This window comes from Priestia aryabhattai B8W22, from assembly GCF_000956595.1.
Lineage (GTDB): Bacteria > Bacillota > Bacilli > Bacillales > Bacillaceae_H > Priestia > Priestia aryabhattai.
Map to the genome: position 1 here is coordinate 78,534 of NZ_JYOO01000004.1, position 16,974 is coordinate 95,507.

Below are 16,974 nucleotides of genomic sequence, written 5' to 3' on the forward strand. Positions count from 1 at the left end.
GCATCTGGTTTACAATGTTATTGGTACAAATTACCACTCAGGTTATCTGACAATTATTTTACAACCCATTAGATATAAGCTTTATTTTGTAATAGATACACTGTTTCTATTACAAAAATTATGTAGCCTTAAAAATAAATATAAAGCTCGTTTTAACAAGTGCAGCACTGGATGATTCGGTCTATAGAATAAAACTTTAAGAGTTGGCTGGGGTTCGAGGGATAAACATTCAACTCCTTTCTCCGTATAATCGTTCGTGGCTTCGAGTAAGTTTTCTACTGTAAGAGCACGCTGGCTTACAGTGCTACTTTTGTCATATTCTTCAACTTGCGTAATATGCCAGCTCCACTCCCTCACCACGCTGTTTTTCCAAATAGAAAGATACTCTCTTTCTTCTCTTAGATACCCCATAAGACGAACTTTAAACCTAAATACACCCGTATAGTTTTGAATATAAAGATTCACATTTATTACATTTTTTTACATAAGATAAGCGTTTTATTTGCGATAAAATAAAAAAATAGACCTCCGCTTAGAAGAAGATCTATTTTTTTACTTGCTTTATTTTTTAGTAAGGCTGCCATTTCGCTCTAAAACAGGGACTTCGATGTCTACCGTGTTTGGATATTTAACTCCAAGTCCTGTATTTAAAGCAACAACCGTTTCGTTTTCTTCGATCCATCCTTCTTCTCGCAAACGGCGCGCAGCTAAGAATGTAGCAGCACCTTCCGGACAAATGAACGCACCTTCAAGCTGTGCAACCTTTTCTTGTTCCTCCACAATCTTATCTTCGTCCACCGCAATCGCACATCCATTTGTATTGTAGACTCCTTCTAAAACTAAGAAGTCCCCGATCGCTTTTGGTACGTTGATACCAAAGGCAATGGTTGAAGAATCCGGCCAAAATTCAGATTCTTGTTTTCTTTCATTCCATGCTTTTACAATAGGCGCACAGTTTTCAGCTTGTACTGCAACTAAACGAGGGAGATCACCTTTAATCCAGCCAAGCTCTTTTAATTCATTTAACGCTTTGTAGATTCCTATTAAACCAACGCCTCCTCCTGTTGGATATAAAATCACATCAGGAAGATTCCAAGAAAATTGTTCAGCAAGTTCTAGACCCATTGTTTTTTTACCTTCGATTCGGTACGGCTCTTTAAGTGTAGAAGCGTCATAAAGTCCCCAGGCTTTAATAGCCTCACCGACAATTTTACCCGCATCGCTGATGAGTCCATCTACTAAGTAAAGGTCAGCTCCAGCGACAGCACACTCATTTCGTGTAATAACAGGCGCATCTTTTGGCATTACAACGGTTGCTTTTATGTCAGCACGTGACGAATACAGCGACCAAGCAGCTCCGGCGTTCCCATTTGTAGGCATCGCTAACTGTTCAACGCCCAGTTCTTTTGCTTTTGACACCCCTACAGCGGCGCCTCTAGCTTTAAATGATCCCGTTGGAATAATACCTTCATCTTTCATATATAAGTTTGGAATATCCATTTCTTTACCTAGCTTAGACATTTTTATAAGCGGAGTCATCCCTTCGCCTAAGGAAATGACGTTTTCCGGATCTTCTACTGGAAGCAGCTCATGATATCTCCATAAATTTGGTTCTCTGCTTTGAACAGCTTCTGGAGTCAGGTTATCTTTCAATCTCTCTAAATCATACGCTACTAATAAAGGTGATCCACATTCACATAATTGATGTTTTTCTTTTGGACTATATTCTTTTTTGCATTTAGGACAATATAAGTGAGAAACATAACTAAACGGCATCATACACACTCCTTTAAATTCTGTAAACATACTACCCTATATACATTATAATTTATATTATTTTTATCAGAATTGTAAGGTATGATTTACTCATAATTTTTTGAATATTAAAAATTAATAAATCCCTATTACATTAGGATTTTTATCCTTTTTCTCACTTTGTTTATATTCTTTTTTTTAAGTCAACATCATTGAATTTAAATAAAAATGCGGAAAGAAATGTAATTCACACTTTAGTTATAGGAATAATCATTTAAGAAGTAGTAACTGCTCTTCGAATTTCACCACAGAAACGTTTACTGCTATTCAAAACAAAATTTACTTAGCAAGACCTTTCTTCAACTATTCAGCTTTTATACATATGTTTAACTTTGTCAAAGTACCTTTTTTATAAGATATTGACATTTTAGTAAGGTACCTTTATTATTTATTAAGGTACCTTATCTTTTTTTAAAAAACACGTCCTTCCTATCTTATTAAGAGGATAAATTTTTTTGTGCAGATAAGTCTAACGTTAAATTAGCAAGGAGGCTTTTATCATGGGTGAAAGAGATAACGAATATTTACACGAGCAAGATTTAATTGATCAATTTTTCAGGTTCCAGAGACAGCTAGCAAGATATCAGCGATACTACTTTGTCAGCAGAAGAGATCCTGGAGCATTAGGTGATCAGCACCGAGGGCAAGGACGGATATTAAAATTACTAAAATTGCAGCCCAAAACTACACAAAAAGAGCTGTCGTACTTACTGGACATGAGGCCTCAATCCATAGGTGAATTACTTAGTAAGTTAGAAAGAAAAGGTTACATTGTTCGTACACCATCCGAGAAAGATCGACGAGTACTCTCCGTTGAGTTAACAGCATCCGGACTAGAGGCTATCGAGGCTACGGAGGAACAAAACAATAGCTCAGGTATCTTTAATGTTCTTTCAGAAGAAGAGCAAGATACTCTTTCACATTTAATGCAGAAGTTAAATACTTACTTAGACGAAGAAATGTTAAAACAAGATGATGATGAAGGCAAAGAATTTCGACGTCCTAATGATCTGCGAGGATTTGAACCTCACCATAGATTCTTTGGTGGTGATCCGGAGCACGGACCAAGAGGTCTTGGACGCGGACCTTGGGGACACGGCGCTGAATCTAGAACACCAGGATTCAGCAATCGACCTCCACGAGAAACTAATAGAGATAATAACGAGAAATAATTCACATGCTGTTTAGTGTTTAGTGACTATTTCTACTAATTTCATGAGAGGAAATGCAATATGGAAAACATCTCAAATGTTGGAGAACAAGTTTTAAATAATAAAAACAATAAAGTATTGGTAATGGCTGGATTGATGATTGGAATCATTTTTTCCGAGCTTGATGAAACGGTTGTAAATACGGCCATGCCAACGATTATACGTGATCTTGGCGGACTATCTATGTATGGATGGGTTGCAGGCATTTATATGCTAGCGCTATCGGCTTTTATGCCTCTACTAGGAAAATTAGCTGATTTATTCAGTCGGAAAAAAGTCTACTTCGCTTCTATGGCCTTCTTTATTGGCGGCTCTATTATATGCGGGCTTTCTCATTCCATGATTATGCTTTTAATCGGACGAGGAATTCAAGGACTTGGCGCGGGTGGACTCATGCCGCTAGCCATGACGATTTCGAGTGATTTGTTCCCTGTTGAACAACGAGCAAAAGTTCAAGCGTTTATGGGTCCAGTTATGTTTATCCCTATGCTTTTAGGACCGTTAATGGGAGGCTTTTTTGTAGATCAAGCAAGCTGGCACTGGATTTTCTTCGTAAATATTCCAGTAGGATTAATAGCAGTCATTTTTTTAGCAAGTGGCTTAAAAGAAACACATGAAAGAAAAAAAGTAACGATTGATTGGGCTGGAGCCATTCTTCTGGTAGCTGCGATCATTTCATTATTAATTACGCCTGTTTTAGTCGAGAACGAAGGATATGCGTGGAGCTCTCCATTCATCATTTCGCTACTATGTGTAGGCGTACTTTTAATTGGACTTTTCATTTGGATAGAATCAAAAGTGGTTGAACCTATCGTACCGCTGCATCTATTTAAAAATCGTAATATTTTAGTATTATCACTGCTTGTTTTTACTGTAGGCTGTGGATTAATGGGATCATTCTCATCTTTCCCTTACTTTGCACAGAACGTATTAGGCCTTACCCCTACGGAATCTGGGTATTTAACTTTGCCCATGATGGTAGGTGCTGTTGCAACTTCAATCGTTTCTGGGTTTCTATTAACAAAAGTTCGGTACCGCGAATTGTTTGTACTTTCTTTCATTATGCCTGTTATCGGCTTTTATTTATTTTCTAAATTAAATATTAATACCACTACCTTGCAGGTCATCATTTTCTTTTTTATCACGGGGCTTGGCTTAGGGGTCATGTTTGGCGGAGATAACTTAATTGTTCAAGAATCTGTAGAAAAAGAACACAAAGGAATTGCATTAGCAACCGTTCCATTGTTTCAGTCTATTGGCGCAACTGTGGGAGTAAGTATGTTTGGTACGCTATTATCTTCCACGCTTACTTCAAAGCTAAGTAGTTTAGGTGATGAATTGCCAAAAAGCATGGCAGATAATATGAATAGCCTGGCAGCAGGAGGAATTCCAAACGGTCTTACTCCAGAATTATTTATAAAAATCAAAGTTTTATTTATTGAATCATTTCAACATATCTATACTTACGCATTTGTGCTTACAATCATTTCCTTTATTTTATGCTTCTTTCTAAAAAAAGAAGTGCTATCTTCAAAACCAGAAGAGGAATAAAAGAGATTGATACTTTAGTCAAAAGTGTATTTGTACAACAATCGTTCCAAAAAATGAAAAAGCCAATTCGAATTTAACTCGAATTGGCTTTTTTTATTAATAGATTAAAGATTTTACTTTAGTTATTTCGGAGTCATATTACCATCAGCTGTACTCTTGATTGTTCTTTCTTTTTTCTTAAATAGATTTGTTCGCACTCTCTTTCTTAAAGACTCCTATTAACAGCGTAACCAGTCCTATTAAAAAGAAAAACGGAAACAATAACATCATTAATGCAGCTCCTGCAAAACCTTCTTCCTGGCTAATTGCAAACAAAATTGAAACGGCCCATGAAAAGAACGGAGCTATGATTAATATAGTTGTTGTTCCCCACACTATACATTTTCTTTTAGTTGTTTTTCCTTGGCTTAGTCCGCTTGCAAACATCAGACCTAATACTAAAACAAGTAATGCAACTCCAAGTGCCATATCATCCCCACCTCCAGCATCCGTTTAGTTTTCACGTTACACCGTTTTCTTTTTTGTCTCTTGCACCGCAATAAATATGCTTGTAATAACGAGTAAAATTAAACCTTCTCCGATAATTATTATCCCTTTTATCTGGATGTCTATCGCATCAAATCCGCTTATTTTGGCAAAAGCGTAAAGAAGTAAAAATGAACCGAATAACACCGTAACGAAGGAAATAACCAGCGCGGCTATTCTATTGTTAAACACAATACTTACAAAAAGGATTACCACAAATATGATACTAATAGCCATGCAATTATTAAGTATGAAAGACATACATACCTCCTTGAAACATCTTGTTATATCGTTTGAACATATTCGACCTGTCAGCTATTCTCTAATTAGCAATGAACGGAGTTTTACCTATGTAAGATGGATTATGTATCTGCTCAATCATAAATCTCGCAATATCCCGAGAAGATATTTTAAACCCTGGCATATCAAATTCATCCTCTTTTATGGCTTGAGATTTTTTGTTTTCTTCAACAAAAGGAAGGCGTATAAGCGTCCAATCTAGTTTGCTTTTTCGAAGAAGCTGCAATTCTTTTCTTTTATCTTCCATCATTTCAGAGTACAGAATACGAAATACACTAGCTCCTACCTTATTAAGAATTGATTTTTTATCTCCTTCTATATCTAAAGATCCCCCAGTTACTCCAACATATCTCTTTATTTCAAGCTCTTTCATAGTCTGAATAACTAATGCTGTAATTTCGCTATATAAAGGTACAGCTTTGTTAGGCTGACCGAATGTATTGATAACGGCGTGGCATCCACTTAGTAAGGAAAGAATGACATCTGGATCTCTAGCATCTCCTTCAATTAAAGTTATGTTTGGATCTTCAAGTAACGATTTTTTTGGAGTTCTAACTAGCATACGAACGCGATAGCCTTCTTCTTTAGCTGTTTTTACTAAAAATCTACCTGCTCTTCCGGTCCCTCCAATAATCGCAATCGTATTTTTCATATCAATCATTCCCCCATATACATAGCAACAAAGTTTAGTTAATAACCATATTATACCATTCATGTATTTAAGCATGAAATAAACTCTATGAAGCTAGAATGTGTTAAGATCCGTTTAAAAAAAGAGCCCTAACTCCAGAGAGTAAAAGATTTTTGTTTGTTATCACTTACTCTTACTCAAACCTAAACCCAATCCCGCCGTCTACAATAATATTTTGACCCGTAACAAACGATGCGTCGTCCGAAAGAAGCCATTTTACTGCTTTTGCCGCTTCAAGCGGATCACCAATTCTGCCTAGCGCGTTTAATTTTTGATAGGATTCATTGAGCTTTTCTTTTTCCTCTGAAGATAGAGCTAAAAACTTTTCTTCTAGCATAGACGTCCGAAATGCACCTGGACACAGAGAGTTAATTCTTATATTTTGATGGCCATATTCCTGAGCAACTGACTTTGTTAAAGCAATCACACCGCTTTTCCCAGCCGCATACACGCCAGTCCCCGCTGAACATAAAATAGCGTCCATTGAGGATGTATTCACAATGACCCCGCTGTTTTGTTTGGTCATAACCTGCAGCTGATACTTCATACAAAGCCATACACTTTTTAACGTAACGTTTATTAAATGGTCAAAGTCTTCTTCTTTGAATTCATGCGTAGCACTAGAGGAAGCCTCCGTGTTAGCCGCATTATTAAAGCCCACATCAATTTTCCCAAATGTAGAGTATGTTTGGCTAACAAGGTTTTTGACATCTTGACTATTTGTTACATCCGTTTTGATAAAAAGAGATCGAGGAGACCACTTTCTTAATCTAGAAAGAGCTTCTTCTCCTTTTTCACTATTTCTAGAAGCAATCACAACATGCATGCCCTCTTTTGCGAGTAATTCCGCTGTTGCTAAACCAATCCCCGACGTTCCACCCGTAATAATCCCTACTTTTTCTTCAAACATCTATTTCTCCCCTTTTGCGTTTAATAAGATCTCAACAAATTAAATTTAGTCACACTAGCCATAGAAGTTATTCAGCTTTGGGTAAATTAATCCCTGCTTCGAAATACTAAAAAGATAGTGAGAAACAACTAAAGCAATTCAATCTAAAGACGCGCAAATTGGACAAAGGAGCTAGTATAGGTCACTTGCCCGCTGTTGATTTCGGTGCAAGGCTTCACTTTCCGCGGGCGGCCGGTGAGCCCGCAGGGGTCTTCGCCTTGCCCTCCAATCAACTGCTAGAAGCACCCACCCACATAAACGAAACCTACGTTCATCACAACAACAAAAAATCCGAACAAGTTTGATTCTCCATCAAGAATCTCCATTCATCGTTCAGATTTTTCTTTAACTAAAATACTGTTGTTGCAGTCTCTTTTGACTAGCTACTAATCTGATGTTGAGAAACAGATAAAGCAGATTTTCGATTCCATAAATAGAAGGCATATCCGCTTAAAAATAGAAGCAGCGCGTAATTAATAAGTAAAGAATCGTTAGCTTCAACAGGGCTTGTAAACTGGAGAAAATTATTTAAGCCGTGGAATACAATCGTAATTCCAATCGATTGACCGTAAACGATTAGCAAAGCCAGTACCAACCCAATAATAAATGCAAATAAAATTTGAAAAATTGTATTTGCTACCGATTGACCGCTTAGCATATTCAAACTGTGCGTAAAGGCAAATAGAAACGATGATAGAAGAATCGCCACTTTATAGCTTTTTGCTAACAGCAAATTCAGCATAAACCCTCTAAATACCATCTCTTCTACAAATGCTATGACTAGAGTTTGGGTAAGCAAAATAAGAACAAGATCAACAGTGGAACTTCCGTATACACCTTTGTTCCCGATGAGGATAATAAGCAAATACAAAAGAAGCGGAGAAAGAACGAGGATTCTTGTTCTAAAGGACATGTTTTGTTGAAAGGAGAAAAAATGCTGCCACTTTTTTGTTTTTGTTAGATAAAAAGCTATTCCTATTGCTAAAGGGACAACTCCTAAAAACTGAAGATAATGTGCAGTAGGATGCGTCATGCTCACGTATGCACCGTTTACCACAAACCAAAAGATAACTAAGATTTCTAGGCCAATAACTTTCCATAAAAGCTTTGACTTGATCATCACTACACTACCTTTCTGCTTTAGGCTTCATTGATAACCTATATTCGTTTTAAGGATTTTATATGTTTTCACCTTTTTATCATTCGAGCTCAAAGATCATGTGAGGCAACGCTTCTTCCTTTTAAAATAAGAAGATCGTTCCTCCTTTTTTACTGTGATTACACAAGGTACAAAAATGCACAAAACCCTACCCATGTGACGTAGTCACCAAACTTCATTTTTTTACCGCCTCTCACAAGTACATTTACAGCCCAATTCAAAGCACTTCCCTCGGACGTTTTAGCTACATACTTTCTCGCTAAAGCGTATACTCCCACTCGAAATAAGTAATAGCTGACTAAACATAAAAAAGAGATGGTCATAAAATTTAAATTTAACTCTTTCACCTTGTACACCTCATCGTTTTTGTGTTATTACATAACATTGCTTTTTATTTCTGTTCATAAAAATCTTTTTTGACACCTTTCAAAAGCTTTAATATTTCTTTATAAAAACAGATAATTAACATTCCAACGATGTTTGTCACCATCATAATCATAAGATTGCCGATGATGAGACTCAGAAAATTACCAAAAAACATGAGGCCAATTCCGATATAAAAGCCTGGGTGAAGTAGCTTATCGTCGTCTTCTTTTTCTTCTTCCTGAATGTTTATTCTGTTTTGTAATGCAACATCATTTTTAATAAACTCATTAATAGTTGTTCCATAGATGTCGCTTAAGTTTAAAAGTTGTTGGATATCAGGGTAGCTCTGATTATCTTCCCATTTATGTATGTGCTGTACCGATACACTCAGCTGCTCAGCAACCTCTTCTTCTGACATCTTTTGTTCTTCTCTTAATTTTTTTAATTGATTTCCTAACCTCAACTCATTCACCTCTATAACTATGGCAGCGTGTAAACAAAATTTGTTTGCACTACGTTTTCTCGTTTTCTACAATTCTAACATATTGTGGTAAAAAAGAAAGAAACAGTAATGAGACATATAAACCATAAAACGATACCACTAAAAAATAGTGAGAATTCTCATGTGTAAAAAATGAAAGAATGCACTTTTATCTACAGCCCTTTAGTGTTTATACTAAATAGTGGATTGTACGAACATAGAAATGAAAAAGGAGGCAAACTGACGATGGAAATGCTGCTTATTTATCTATTTGTTGTCGCTCTTATCGGATTTATTATTTGGAGAAAGATGAAAAAGAAAAACAAGCCCATTAAAAAGAATGGACTTGGTATACTAGCACCTATTTTTTTCATATTGATTGCATTTTCACTTAGTCTAAGTCAACTGATGCACATACCGGGCCAATCATTTCACTTACCACCCTACTGGGAGATGATGATTGCTGGTGTATTAGGTGTGATATTCGGGCTCATTATGCTTAGCCAAACAGACTATGAAGTAAGAGAAGATGGCTTTATTTATTCAAAGCCAAACAAAAATTTTAAATATGTAATTATCGCCATTATTTTTATAAGAATGGCTTTGAGCCAGTACTTCAAAGGATTAGACTCGATAGACTTCGCGGTCTTAACAATGACGCTAGCCTTTATATATATTGTTATTTGGAGAGTTGGCAGCTATTTAAAATTCCGTAAACTAAATGGTGATAATTACAGCGTAAATGCTGGGTAATGATCAATATAACTAGTCCTTCTTCCTGTTTGGAAAGAAGGATTTTTTGTCATAGTGAGTAAAAGTTACGCCTGTTGTGTAAGACAACATATATATTGTATAATGCAATATGTGTTTTTTATAACAGAAGTCTATCTATAAAAAGAGATTATAGTAAAACTGTACCTAATCACCCGCTGTTTGATTTACAGGTATATGATGAAAGGAATCGTAACATGACATTTATCAATTCGGTAACAGGCCCAGTCGATACGTCCGAACTAGGGCTAACACTAATCCATGAACATATGCGCGTGCGTTCTGAATCTGTTCACGCCCAGTTTCCTCATTTATATGATGAGGAACAAGAAGTTGCAAAAGCAGTAGAACAAGTAAATCGTGCGAAGAAGCTCGGAGTCAACACGATCTGTGATCCGACGGTGATGGAACAAGGGCGAGATATTCGTTTCATTGAAAAAATTGCCCGTGAAACGGATACTCAAATCATCGCAGCCACAGGAATTTATACGTATAACTACATCCCTACCCACTTTCAAACGCGTAGCATTGACTATATGGCAGACCTGTTTGTTCGAGACATTGAAGTCGGCATTCAAAACACGTCAATCAAAGCAGGTTTTCTAAAATGCGCCACGGATGCACCTGGCGTAACGGCTGATGTAGAAAAAGTAATGCGTGCCGTAGCACGAGCTCATAAAAAAACGGGCGTGCCAATTATGACTCATTCACATCCTGCAAGCGGCACAGGCTTAAAGCAGCTGGACATCTTACTCGATGAAGGCGCTAATCCAAATCAAATTCTGATTGGACATACGGGAGATACGGATAACCTCGAGTATATTTCAAACATATTAAAGCAAGATGCCTTTATCGGTATGGACCGCTACGGCCTGACAAGAGAATGTTCAACTGAAAATAGAAATGAAACGGTCATTGAATTGGCTAAACAAGGCTATTCAAACCGCATGTTTCTATCACAAGACTACTGCTGTACAATGGACTGGTTTCCAGAAGGCGTAATTGAAGAACGTTTTCCAAAATGGTCAATGAGCTTTGTATTAGAAGAAGTAGTGCCGGAATTAAAAAGAAAAGGCGTAACCGAACAGCAGATTCAGCACATGCTTTTTGATAACGCCCGCTGTTGGTTTGAAGGAAAGTAATTGGGACATCCTTTTTTATTACTACTAAAACCCCCACTGTCTAAGCCTACCGTGGGGGTTTTTTACGCGTATTATTTTATATGCTTATATTAACCAATTTTTCTTAATAGCTTTTGTTTTTCTTGACTCTTTTTCACCATAAAGTTTGCACCCGACAGGCATAATCCAACGGCGATCCCGATTGTCAGGTTTGTAAACACCGTTAATGAAAATGTCGTAAGTAAAACCAATGAATGAAACGATTTTTCTTTTATTACCTTTGCAAACTGTTCTTTTTTACTGATGTTCCACGCTACGACCATCAAAACTGGCGCGAGACTGGCAAGCGCCACGTATGAAGCATACGGAGCAAGCACTAGCAGCACAATCAACACAAAGATAGCATGCGTGATTCCTGCAATTGGAGATGAAGCGCCGTTTTTAATATTGGTAACGGTTCTTGCGATCTCTCCTGCCGCGGGAATACCTGAAAACATCGGCGTTACCATGTTGACAATTCCCTGGCCAATCAGTTCTTTTTTGCTGCTGTGCTTTGATTTTGTCATTTCATCCGCAACGCGAGCTGTCAGCAAAGACTGTAACCCTACAAGTATAGCAATGACAAATGCAGAAGGTAAAAGAGTGACAACCCTCTCCACTGTTATATCTGGAAACGCTGGCGCCGGAAAGTGACGAGGTATCTCTCCGTAAATGGAACCAATGGTTTCAAACTGATTTGCAAAGAAAAAAGATGCCAAGCCGGTGGATACAACAATTCCAAGTAAATAGGACATTCCCAGTGACTTAGGTGAAAAGTAAAGCACAATTAAAATCGTAGCTAAGCACAACCCTGCTGTAGCAATACTATAGATGTTGATGAAGTGTAAATTACCAAAGATCTCTTTTATATTCAAATGAAAATACTGATATTTTTCAATCGCGTGCAGCCCAAGGAAGTTTGGAATCTGCCCGCTAAAGATAATCAGCGCAATTCCCGACTGAAATCCTACAATAATAGAGGACGGAAAATACTTGATTAAAGCTCCTACTTTACAGAGCGCAAAGATAATGAGGAGAATTCCGGACATAAAGCCGGCAATTAATAAATTTTCATAGCCATATTGCAACACAATCCCTAATAAAACAGGAACAAACGCACCCGTAGGTCCCGCGATTTGAAACCTACATCCACCTAAAATAGCAATTAGCAAGCCCGCTACAATCGTTGTATAAAGTCCTGTAACAGGCGATATTCCAGAAGCTATCGCAAATCCTAACCCTAAAGGTATAGCTATAATGCCAACAACAATACCCGATAGTATATCTTTCTTCAAATGCTGTAAGGAATAATTTCGAAAAACCTCTAGATTCATAAGTGTACATCAGCCTCCATTTTAAGTAGTGAGGTTACCCATTCGTATTTTCGTCATACAACCTTATTGAGCTTTCTCAAAATAAGGTGGGCTACTCGATTACTTCTATCTTAAAGGAGACAGCTTACAAAAAAATAAAGGAGAAATTAGAAGTTTCTTAGACAGTTATTAAAATTTCCTTAAAAATTCTTACTTTTTATTCTTTTAGTTATTTTTCAGATAAACTGCGTTTCTTACTTATAAATAAAGCAGGATAACTAGACCCTATCGTAACTATAGAGTCTATGTGGTCCGGCTGCACAGATTTTTAAGGTCAAGTAGACGACAGGACTACCTCCATCGGTTTAATTACATTCGAATTTACAGGACGCTCGGTTGCATGAGTCCCGTTAATCACAAATTTGAACACGTTAAAAAAATTGTTTCGCTTAGTGTTGACATACCATAAAACAAGTTATCGGAAACCTAAAGACGAACAGATGAGATACAATACATGAGCTGAACCGCTTATAACACCGCAGTTGATTTCCGTGCAAGGCTTCGCTTTCCGCGGGCGGGCGCTGAGCCTCCTCGTCGCTTGCGCTCCTGCGGGGTCTCATCTGTCCCGCTCTTCCCGCAGGAGTCTTCGCCTTGCTCTTCAATCAACTGCTAGAAAAATCTAAACAGGTGAAACCTACGTTCATCCTAACAAAAAAAACGAACCACCCATCAAACATGTTGATCAAGGGTCCGTTTTTCACTTGAGCTAACATACGTTTGTCCCAGGCTCGTTTTTTTACTAATAAGAGATATAATACCAATTTCTTTGTACCTTTTCTATTTCATCAAACTTCAGACCAAAATCGCCTGATGAAGGTTTACGGTTTTTTGGGTCATAAACAAAGCCTGAGAAATGACCTAAGATTCCAAGGTTTGTAAAGAAAAGTACGGATGTCCCCTTTCCTTTGGTTTCTACTGCGACATCATCTCGACCTCTAGATACGCTCGCATACTCTTTAGGTAAATCAACAAGCGATGAGTTGTCGGGTTCATTGGGTAAAGGAATAAGCCATGGGTAGTTGGCTTATTCGGGTTTCAAGGCGCCACTTTGTATTTTAGCTGCTGGTGGAGTTTAAAGTTTATGTCTAAATTAAGCTGCTCAAACGGAATAAAGAACCACAGCATAACGGTTATCACTTGAATAGCCAAAGGCAGCCACTTTCCACTGCTAAACAGATACATTCCTGTCCACAGCGTTAGAAAGGAATGACAAAGAATAACCATATATACGGACTTACGTATTTCCCTATACGATTATCTAAATCCCATTGAAACAGTGACAATAAAAAAACAAGCAAACTACTACATAACGATAAAAGCAAGGTTAAATGACGCTTCACACATTTCCCTCTTTCTGAAATAATTCTTTTTTAACCTTCACTCTTTATAATTCATTATTTACTTACTATAGTTCTATGAATCCGCTTTAAGAATTCTCTTATTATTCTAGAAAGCCCATTATTGGCATTATAAAAGTACCCAAAAGAATAAGTTTTATAATGCGGAGGAGCAAAGTTAACGACTACATATTGATCACTTCTAGATAAGCCGGCATCTGTTCTAAACGCATAGTCAAATCCTATATTTATTGCCGTATTATTTTCCAACGTATTACGAATGGTATCTACATTATTGGTAGTAAACAAGATATCACATGGCAGTGAGCTAAAACCTTTCATAAATTCCTGAATATATTTGTCGTTATATAAAACAATGGGCTGGTTAATTAACATCTCTTCAGTAATGAGTGTTTGTTTGGCTAATGGCGACTTCTTATTTACTGCAGCTACCATATGACCATCTAATAACTTTTTAAATACCAAGTTCCGATACTTTTTTCTTCTTTTTCTGTATAAGTAATAAACCCTACATCTACCTCCCCATCTAGAACTTTATCTATAATGTACTCGGTGCTATTTTCATAGACAGAAGCCTTTATGTTCGGATATTCTCTTTTAATTTCTGTTATTAAGTGAACGAGGAGCTCCATTGGTCCTGGGTAGGTTGCAATCTTTATTTCACCATTCATGGTATTTGTATACGCTTCTGCTTCATCCATAAATTCTTGAATTTTCAATAAAGCAGAGTTGGCCTTTTCAATTAACCTATGACCTTCTTCAGTTGGAATAGATCCTCTTCTAGAACGATGAAAAATGATTATATTTAGTTCTTTCTCTAAATTTTTTATAGATTGGCTTAGTGCAGGTAACGTAATATGCAGGTTATCAGCTGCTTCTTTTAATGAACCAGTTTTACCTATTTCCACCATATATTTTAATTGTTCAATATTCATAATGCCCTCTTTTTCTTTTAGTTAAGTATTGCTTAACAATCATTAATATTAACTAAATTTACCATAAGTATATCTAGTTGTATACTTATAGGTATAGTAAAAGAAATGACACAAGGAGATGTAGTATATGAAGGCGCTAAGATGGCATAATCAAAAAGATATTCGTCTTGAAGAAATAAATGAACCGGTTGTACAGGCTGGTCAGGTAAAAATGAAAGTTAAATGGTGTGGAATTTGCGGTAGTGATTTACATGAATACTTAGGTGGTCCCATCTTTATTCCAGTTGATAGACCGCACCCTCTCACTAATGAGGTTGCTCCAGTAACGCTTGGACATGAATTCTCAGGTGAAGTAGTAGAAGTTGGAGAAGGTGTCACCCATTATAAAGTTGGTGATCGTGTGGTAGTTGAGCCAATCTTTGCTACACATGGACACCAAGGTGCTTATAACCTAGATGAACAAATGGGATTCTTAGGTTTAGCCGGAGGCGGTGGAGGTCTTAGTGAATATGTTGCAGTAGACGAAGAACTTTTATTCAAACTTCCAGACGATTTATCTTATGAACAAGGTGCTTTAGTAGAACCAGCGGCAGTAGCTCTTTATGCAGTACGTTCAAGTAAAGTGAAAGCAGGAGACAAAGTTGCTGTATTTGGATGTGGACCTATTGGACTTCTTGTCATTGAAGCGTTGAAAGCAGCAGGTGCAACCGATATTTATGCAGTTGAATTATCCCCAGAAAGACAAGCAAAAGCAGAAGAATTAGGAGCAATCATCATTAATCCTGCTGAAGTTGAAGATACGGTAGCCGAAATAGCTAGATTAACTGACGGTGGCGTAGATGTATCATTTGAAGTAACAGGTGTACCTATTGTATTACGTCAAGCAATCCAATCTACAGGAATTGGCGGAGAAACTATTATCGTTAGCATATGGGAAAAAGGAGCAGAAATTCTACCGAATGATATTGTAATTAAAGAACGAACTGTTAAAGGAATCATTGGCTATCGTAACGTGTTCCCAGCAGTATTGTCTCTTATGCAAAAAGGCTACTTCTCAGCCGAAAAGTTAGTAACCAAAAAGATAGCCCTAGACGATGTAATTGAAGAAGGGTTTGAAAGCCTGATTAAAGAAAAAAACCAAGTTAAAATTTTGGTTAAATCGGAACAGCAATAAGAATCATCAAGAATGAGGATTTCTCTAAGCCACTAATAGCAATTAGTGGCTTTTTATTTCTTTAATCGGGTCCAGCCGAGATATGTGTAAAATTCCCCTAACATAGTTTGACAGTTTAGAAGAATTAACAAGTAAACTACATAACGATGTCCATTGATCTAATTACATTTGAATCCATGAGACGCTTGGTTACCTGAATCCCATGGACTACAAAAAGTTGCCTAGTTTAGCGTTGACGTACCAATAGGTTAATTGATGAGGATCACACAGATATAAAATACACATGTCTGCTCTTTTTAAGCACCGTAGTAATACTTTAAAAAGTTTAAGATGGATAACAGGATAATCAAAATAACCAAAACTCCTCCTATTAATATCCTTCTTAATATCCTTCGTCCTTCTTTTGGGGAAGTTTTTTGTTTTTCATGGGCATACAAAACCAGTTCTCGAAAGGCAATGTGCAGTAAAATAACGAAGGCAAAAATACCAATCCTCACAAGAATAAACAGATTATCACATCCATTTCAATAAAAATAAGAGCTAAGGGGCATTCGGCAAATAACTTAGCTATAAAACTTTTTATTGTCTTTGTTCTTTTGATACTCTACAAAAAAGGATACTGGAACTGCTCCAATACATATACCAATCGAAATAAACAGCGCCTGGTTCATCTGAAGACTCGGATTTGTCGCTGCCTTACTATAAATGACAAAACAGACGAAGCTCAAAAAGCCTATAGCTAAAGGAATGAGCGCGTGCCTATACCATTTCATTGTATTAGCCTCCCCTCTTTTTCACCCCACCTAGCTTGATCGTGGCAGCATATGATTTATTTGTCAGCAATTAAGAGATGCACCGAGTAATAGCACAATCCTGTTTAGGTAAAATGACTTCCCGTTATAGCGCTGGCTAAAAGAACGATTACGGCTAGCCCTTTCACCATATAGGTTGGGCTTTCACTCAAAGGTTTCCCCTTGCTTTCACTTATAACAGGGTAAAAATAAAAAAGAGAAAAGAAAACCCATACTCGCTGCCATAATTATGATTTTTTCCAAATTATCACATCTCCTTTTTTCTTACTTTTCCTTCTTTTCTTCTTGCTAAACAAGTTTAGCCAAATAGTGAGCGGCGCCTCTCCAGAATATACGCCCCCTC

19 protein-coding genes are annotated in these 16,974 nt (G+C 37.1%); 5 read left to right on the forward strand and 14 right to left on the reverse strand.

The window, feature by feature from the left end:
• Nucleotides 1–561: 561 nt before the first annotated feature.
• The gene (locus N178_RS04410) at nucleotides 562–1,776 is read right to left on the reverse strand and encodes a threonine synthase (RefSeq protein WP_045290785.1); all 1,215 of its coding nucleotides are present in this window, start codon (nucleotides 1,774–1,776) and stop codon (nucleotides 562–564) included.
• Nucleotides 1,777–2,315: 539 nt separating this feature from the next.
• Here N178_RS04410 and N178_RS04415 point away from each other — a divergent pair.
• Together N178_RS04415 and N178_RS04420 are read left to right on the forward strand one after the other, a co-directional pair.
• Nucleotides 2,316–2,987 (forward strand): MarR family winged helix-turn-helix transcriptional regulator, encoded by a 672-nt coding sequence (locus N178_RS04415; protein WP_045290786.1) that lies wholly within the window; start codon nucleotides 2,316–2,318, stop codon nucleotides 2,985–2,987.
• Nucleotides 2,988–3,047: 60 nt separating this feature from the next.
• Nucleotides 3,048–4,577, forward strand: a complete 1,530-nt coding sequence (locus N178_RS04420) for an MDR family MFS transporter (protein WP_045290788.1) — start codon at nucleotides 3,048–3,050, stop codon at nucleotides 4,575–4,577.
• Between the two features lie 177 nt (nucleotides 4,578–4,754).
• On the opposite strand, the gene N178_RS04425 is transcribed toward N178_RS04420, so the two are convergent.
• The 7 genes from N178_RS04425 to N178_RS04455 all read right to left on the reverse strand — a co-directional run bounded on the left by N178_RS04425 (nucleotide 4,755) and on the right by N178_RS04455 (nucleotide 9,039).
• Nucleotides 4,755–5,045 carry a hypothetical protein gene (locus N178_RS04425; RefSeq protein WP_045290790.1) on the reverse strand — a complete coding sequence of 97 codons (291 nt, stop codon included), beginning with the start codon at nucleotides 5,043–5,045 and terminating at the stop codon, nucleotides 4,755–4,757.
• A gap of 36 nt (nucleotides 5,046–5,081) precedes the next feature.
• Nucleotides 5,082–5,363, reverse strand: a complete 282-nt coding sequence (locus tag N178_RS04430; protein ID WP_045290792.1) for a hypothetical protein — start codon at nucleotides 5,361–5,363, stop codon at nucleotides 5,082–5,084.
• Between the two features lie 61 nt (nucleotides 5,364–5,424).
• Entirely contained in the window at nucleotides 5,425–6,054 is a 630-nt protein-coding gene (locus N178_RS04435; RefSeq protein ID WP_152640834.1) for an NAD(P)-dependent oxidoreductase, read from the reverse strand.
• Nucleotides 6,055–6,226: 172 nt separating this feature from the next.
• Nucleotides 6,227–7,003: an SDR family NAD(P)-dependent oxidoreductase gene (locus N178_RS04440; protein WP_045290794.1), complete on the reverse strand. Its 777-nt coding sequence runs from the start codon at nucleotides 7,001–7,003 to the stop codon at nucleotides 6,227–6,229.
• Nucleotides 7,004–7,421: 418 nt separating this feature from the next.
• A complete protein-coding gene (locus tag N178_RS25720; RefSeq protein ID WP_045290796.1) occupies nucleotides 7,422–8,162 on the reverse strand; it encodes a CPBP family intramembrane glutamic endopeptidase in 741 nt (246 codons plus the stop codon).
• 158 nt (nucleotides 8,163–8,320) lie between these two features.
• Nucleotides 8,321–8,548: a hypothetical protein gene (locus tag N178_RS04450; protein WP_045290797.1), complete on the reverse strand. Its 228-nt coding sequence runs from the start codon at nucleotides 8,546–8,548 to the stop codon at nucleotides 8,321–8,323.
• Nucleotides 8,549–8,592: 44 nt separating this feature from the next.
• Nucleotides 8,593–9,039 (reverse strand): helix-turn-helix domain-containing protein, encoded by a 447-nt coding sequence (locus N178_RS04455; RefSeq protein WP_272946316.1) that lies wholly within the window; start codon nucleotides 9,037–9,039, stop codon nucleotides 8,593–8,595.
• 255 nt (nucleotides 9,040–9,294) lie between these two features.
• Between N178_RS04455 and N178_RS04460 the strand changes: the two genes are divergently transcribed.
• Together N178_RS04460 and N178_RS04465 are read left to right on the forward strand one after the other, a co-directional pair.
• Nucleotides 9,295–9,801: a CcdC protein domain-containing protein gene (locus tag N178_RS04460; RefSeq protein ID WP_045290801.1), complete on the forward strand. Its 507-nt coding sequence runs from the start codon at nucleotides 9,295–9,297 to the stop codon at nucleotides 9,799–9,801.
• Nucleotides 9,802–10,016: 215 nt separating this feature from the next.
• Nucleotides 10,017–10,961, forward strand: coding sequence for a phosphotriesterase family protein (locus tag N178_RS04465; RefSeq protein ID WP_045290803.1), 945 nt, complete (start codon nucleotides 10,017–10,019; stop codon nucleotides 10,959–10,961).
• 89 nt (nucleotides 10,962–11,050) lie between these two features.
• Here N178_RS04465 and N178_RS04470 read toward each other — a convergent pair whose 3' ends face one another.
• From N178_RS04470 to N178_RS27775, 5 genes are all read right to left on the reverse strand, one after another.
• Complete coding sequence (locus tag N178_RS04470; RefSeq protein ID WP_045290806.1) at nucleotides 11,051–12,313, reverse strand: SulP family inorganic anion transporter; 1,263 nt, start codon at nucleotides 12,311–12,313, stop codon at nucleotides 11,051–11,053.
• A gap of 507 nt (nucleotides 12,314–12,820) precedes the next feature.
• Nucleotides 12,821–12,958, reverse strand: a complete 138-nt coding sequence (locus tag N178_RS26900; protein WP_169746653.1) for a hypothetical protein — start codon at nucleotides 12,956–12,958, stop codon at nucleotides 12,821–12,823.
• Between the two features lie 429 nt (nucleotides 12,959–13,387).
• Nucleotides 13,388–13,534 (reverse strand): hypothetical protein, encoded by a 147-nt coding sequence (locus N178_RS27430; RefSeq protein ID WP_237758403.1) that lies wholly within the window; start codon nucleotides 13,532–13,534, stop codon nucleotides 13,388–13,390.
• A gap of 212 nt (nucleotides 13,535–13,746) precedes the next feature.
• Nucleotides 13,747–14,145 carry a type 2 periplasmic-binding domain-containing protein gene (locus N178_RS27770; protein ID WP_152640835.1) on the reverse strand — a complete coding sequence of 133 codons (399 nt, stop codon included), beginning with the start codon at nucleotides 14,143–14,145 and terminating at the stop codon, nucleotides 13,747–13,749.
• Between the two features lie 8 nt (nucleotides 14,146–14,153).
• On the reverse strand, nucleotides 14,154–14,645 hold the full coding sequence (locus N178_RS27775) for a LysR family transcriptional regulator (RefSeq protein WP_052942372.1): 492 nt from the start codon (nucleotides 14,643–14,645) through the stop codon (nucleotides 14,154–14,156).
• A 127-nt stretch (nucleotides 14,646–14,772) separates the two neighbouring features.
• Here N178_RS27775 and N178_RS04480 point away from each other — a divergent pair, with 127 nt between their 5' ends.
• Nucleotides 14,773–15,819: a 2,3-butanediol dehydrogenase gene (locus tag N178_RS04480; RefSeq protein WP_045290808.1), complete on the forward strand. Its 1,047-nt coding sequence runs from the start codon at nucleotides 14,773–14,775 to the stop codon at nucleotides 15,817–15,819.
• A gap of 563 nt (nucleotides 15,820–16,382) precedes the next feature.
• Here the strand turns inward: N178_RS04480 and N178_RS04485 are convergent.
• Nucleotides 16,383–16,592 carry a hypothetical protein gene (locus tag N178_RS04485; RefSeq protein ID WP_045290810.1) on the reverse strand — a complete coding sequence of 70 codons (210 nt, stop codon included), beginning with the start codon at nucleotides 16,590–16,592 and terminating at the stop codon, nucleotides 16,383–16,385.
• Nucleotides 16,593–16,974 lie beyond the last annotated feature (382 nt).

Coding starts and splice junctions, on each gene's coding strand:
- N178_RS04415 (WP_045290786.1), top strand. CDS start 2,316: ATGGGTGAAAGAGATAACGAATATTTACACGAGCAAGATTTAATTGAT.
- N178_RS04480 (WP_045290808.1), top strand. CDS start 14,773: ATGAAGGCGCTAAGATGGCATAATCAAAAAGATATTCGTCTTGAAGAA.
- N178_RS04440 (WP_045290794.1), bottom strand. CDS start 7,003: ATGTTTGAAGAAAAAGTAGGGATTATTACGGGTGGAACGTCGGGGATT.
- N178_RS04430 (WP_045290792.1), bottom strand. CDS start 5,363: ATGTCTTTCATACTTAATAATTGCATGGCTATTAGTATCATATTTGTG.
- N178_RS04485 (WP_045290810.1), bottom strand. CDS start 16,592: ATGAAATGGTATAGGCACGCGCTCATTCCTTTAGCTATAGGCTTTTTG.
- N178_RS04460 (WP_045290801.1), top strand. CDS start 9,295: ATGGAAATGCTGCTTATTTATCTATTTGTTGTCGCTCTTATCGGATTT.
- N178_RS04420 (WP_045290788.1), top strand. CDS start 3,048: ATGGAAAACATCTCAAATGTTGGAGAACAAGTTTTAAATAATAAAAAC.
- N178_RS27430 (WP_237758403.1), bottom strand. CDS start 13,534: ATGTATCTGTTTAGCAGTGGAAAGTGGCTGCCTTTGGCTATTCAAGTG.
- N178_RS04465 (WP_045290803.1), top strand. CDS start 10,017: ATGACATTTATCAATTCGGTAACAGGCCCAGTCGATACGTCCGAACTA.
- N178_RS27770 (WP_152640835.1), bottom strand. CDS start 14,145: ATGGTAGCTGCAGTAAATAAGAAGTCGCCATTAGCCAAACAAACACTC.
- N178_RS25720 (WP_045290796.1), bottom strand. CDS start 8,162: ATGATCAAGTCAAAGCTTTTATGGAAAGTTATTGGCCTAGAAATCTTA.
- N178_RS04410 (WP_045290785.1), bottom strand. CDS start 1,776: ATGCCGTTTAGTTATGTTTCTCACTTATATTGTCCTAAATGCAAAAAA.
- N178_RS04470 (WP_045290806.1), bottom strand. CDS start 12,313: ATGAATCTAGAGGTTTTTCGAAATTATTCCTTACAGCATTTGAAGAAA.
- N178_RS27775 (WP_052942372.1), bottom strand. CDS start 14,645: ATGAATATTGAACAATTAAAATATATGGTGGAAATAGGTAAAACTGGT.
- N178_RS04435 (WP_152640834.1), bottom strand. CDS start 6,054: ATGAAAAATACGATTGCGATTATTGGAGGGACCGGAAGAGCAGGTAGA.
- N178_RS04425 (WP_045290790.1), bottom strand. CDS start 5,045: ATGGCACTTGGAGTTGCATTACTTGTTTTAGTATTAGGTCTGATGTTT.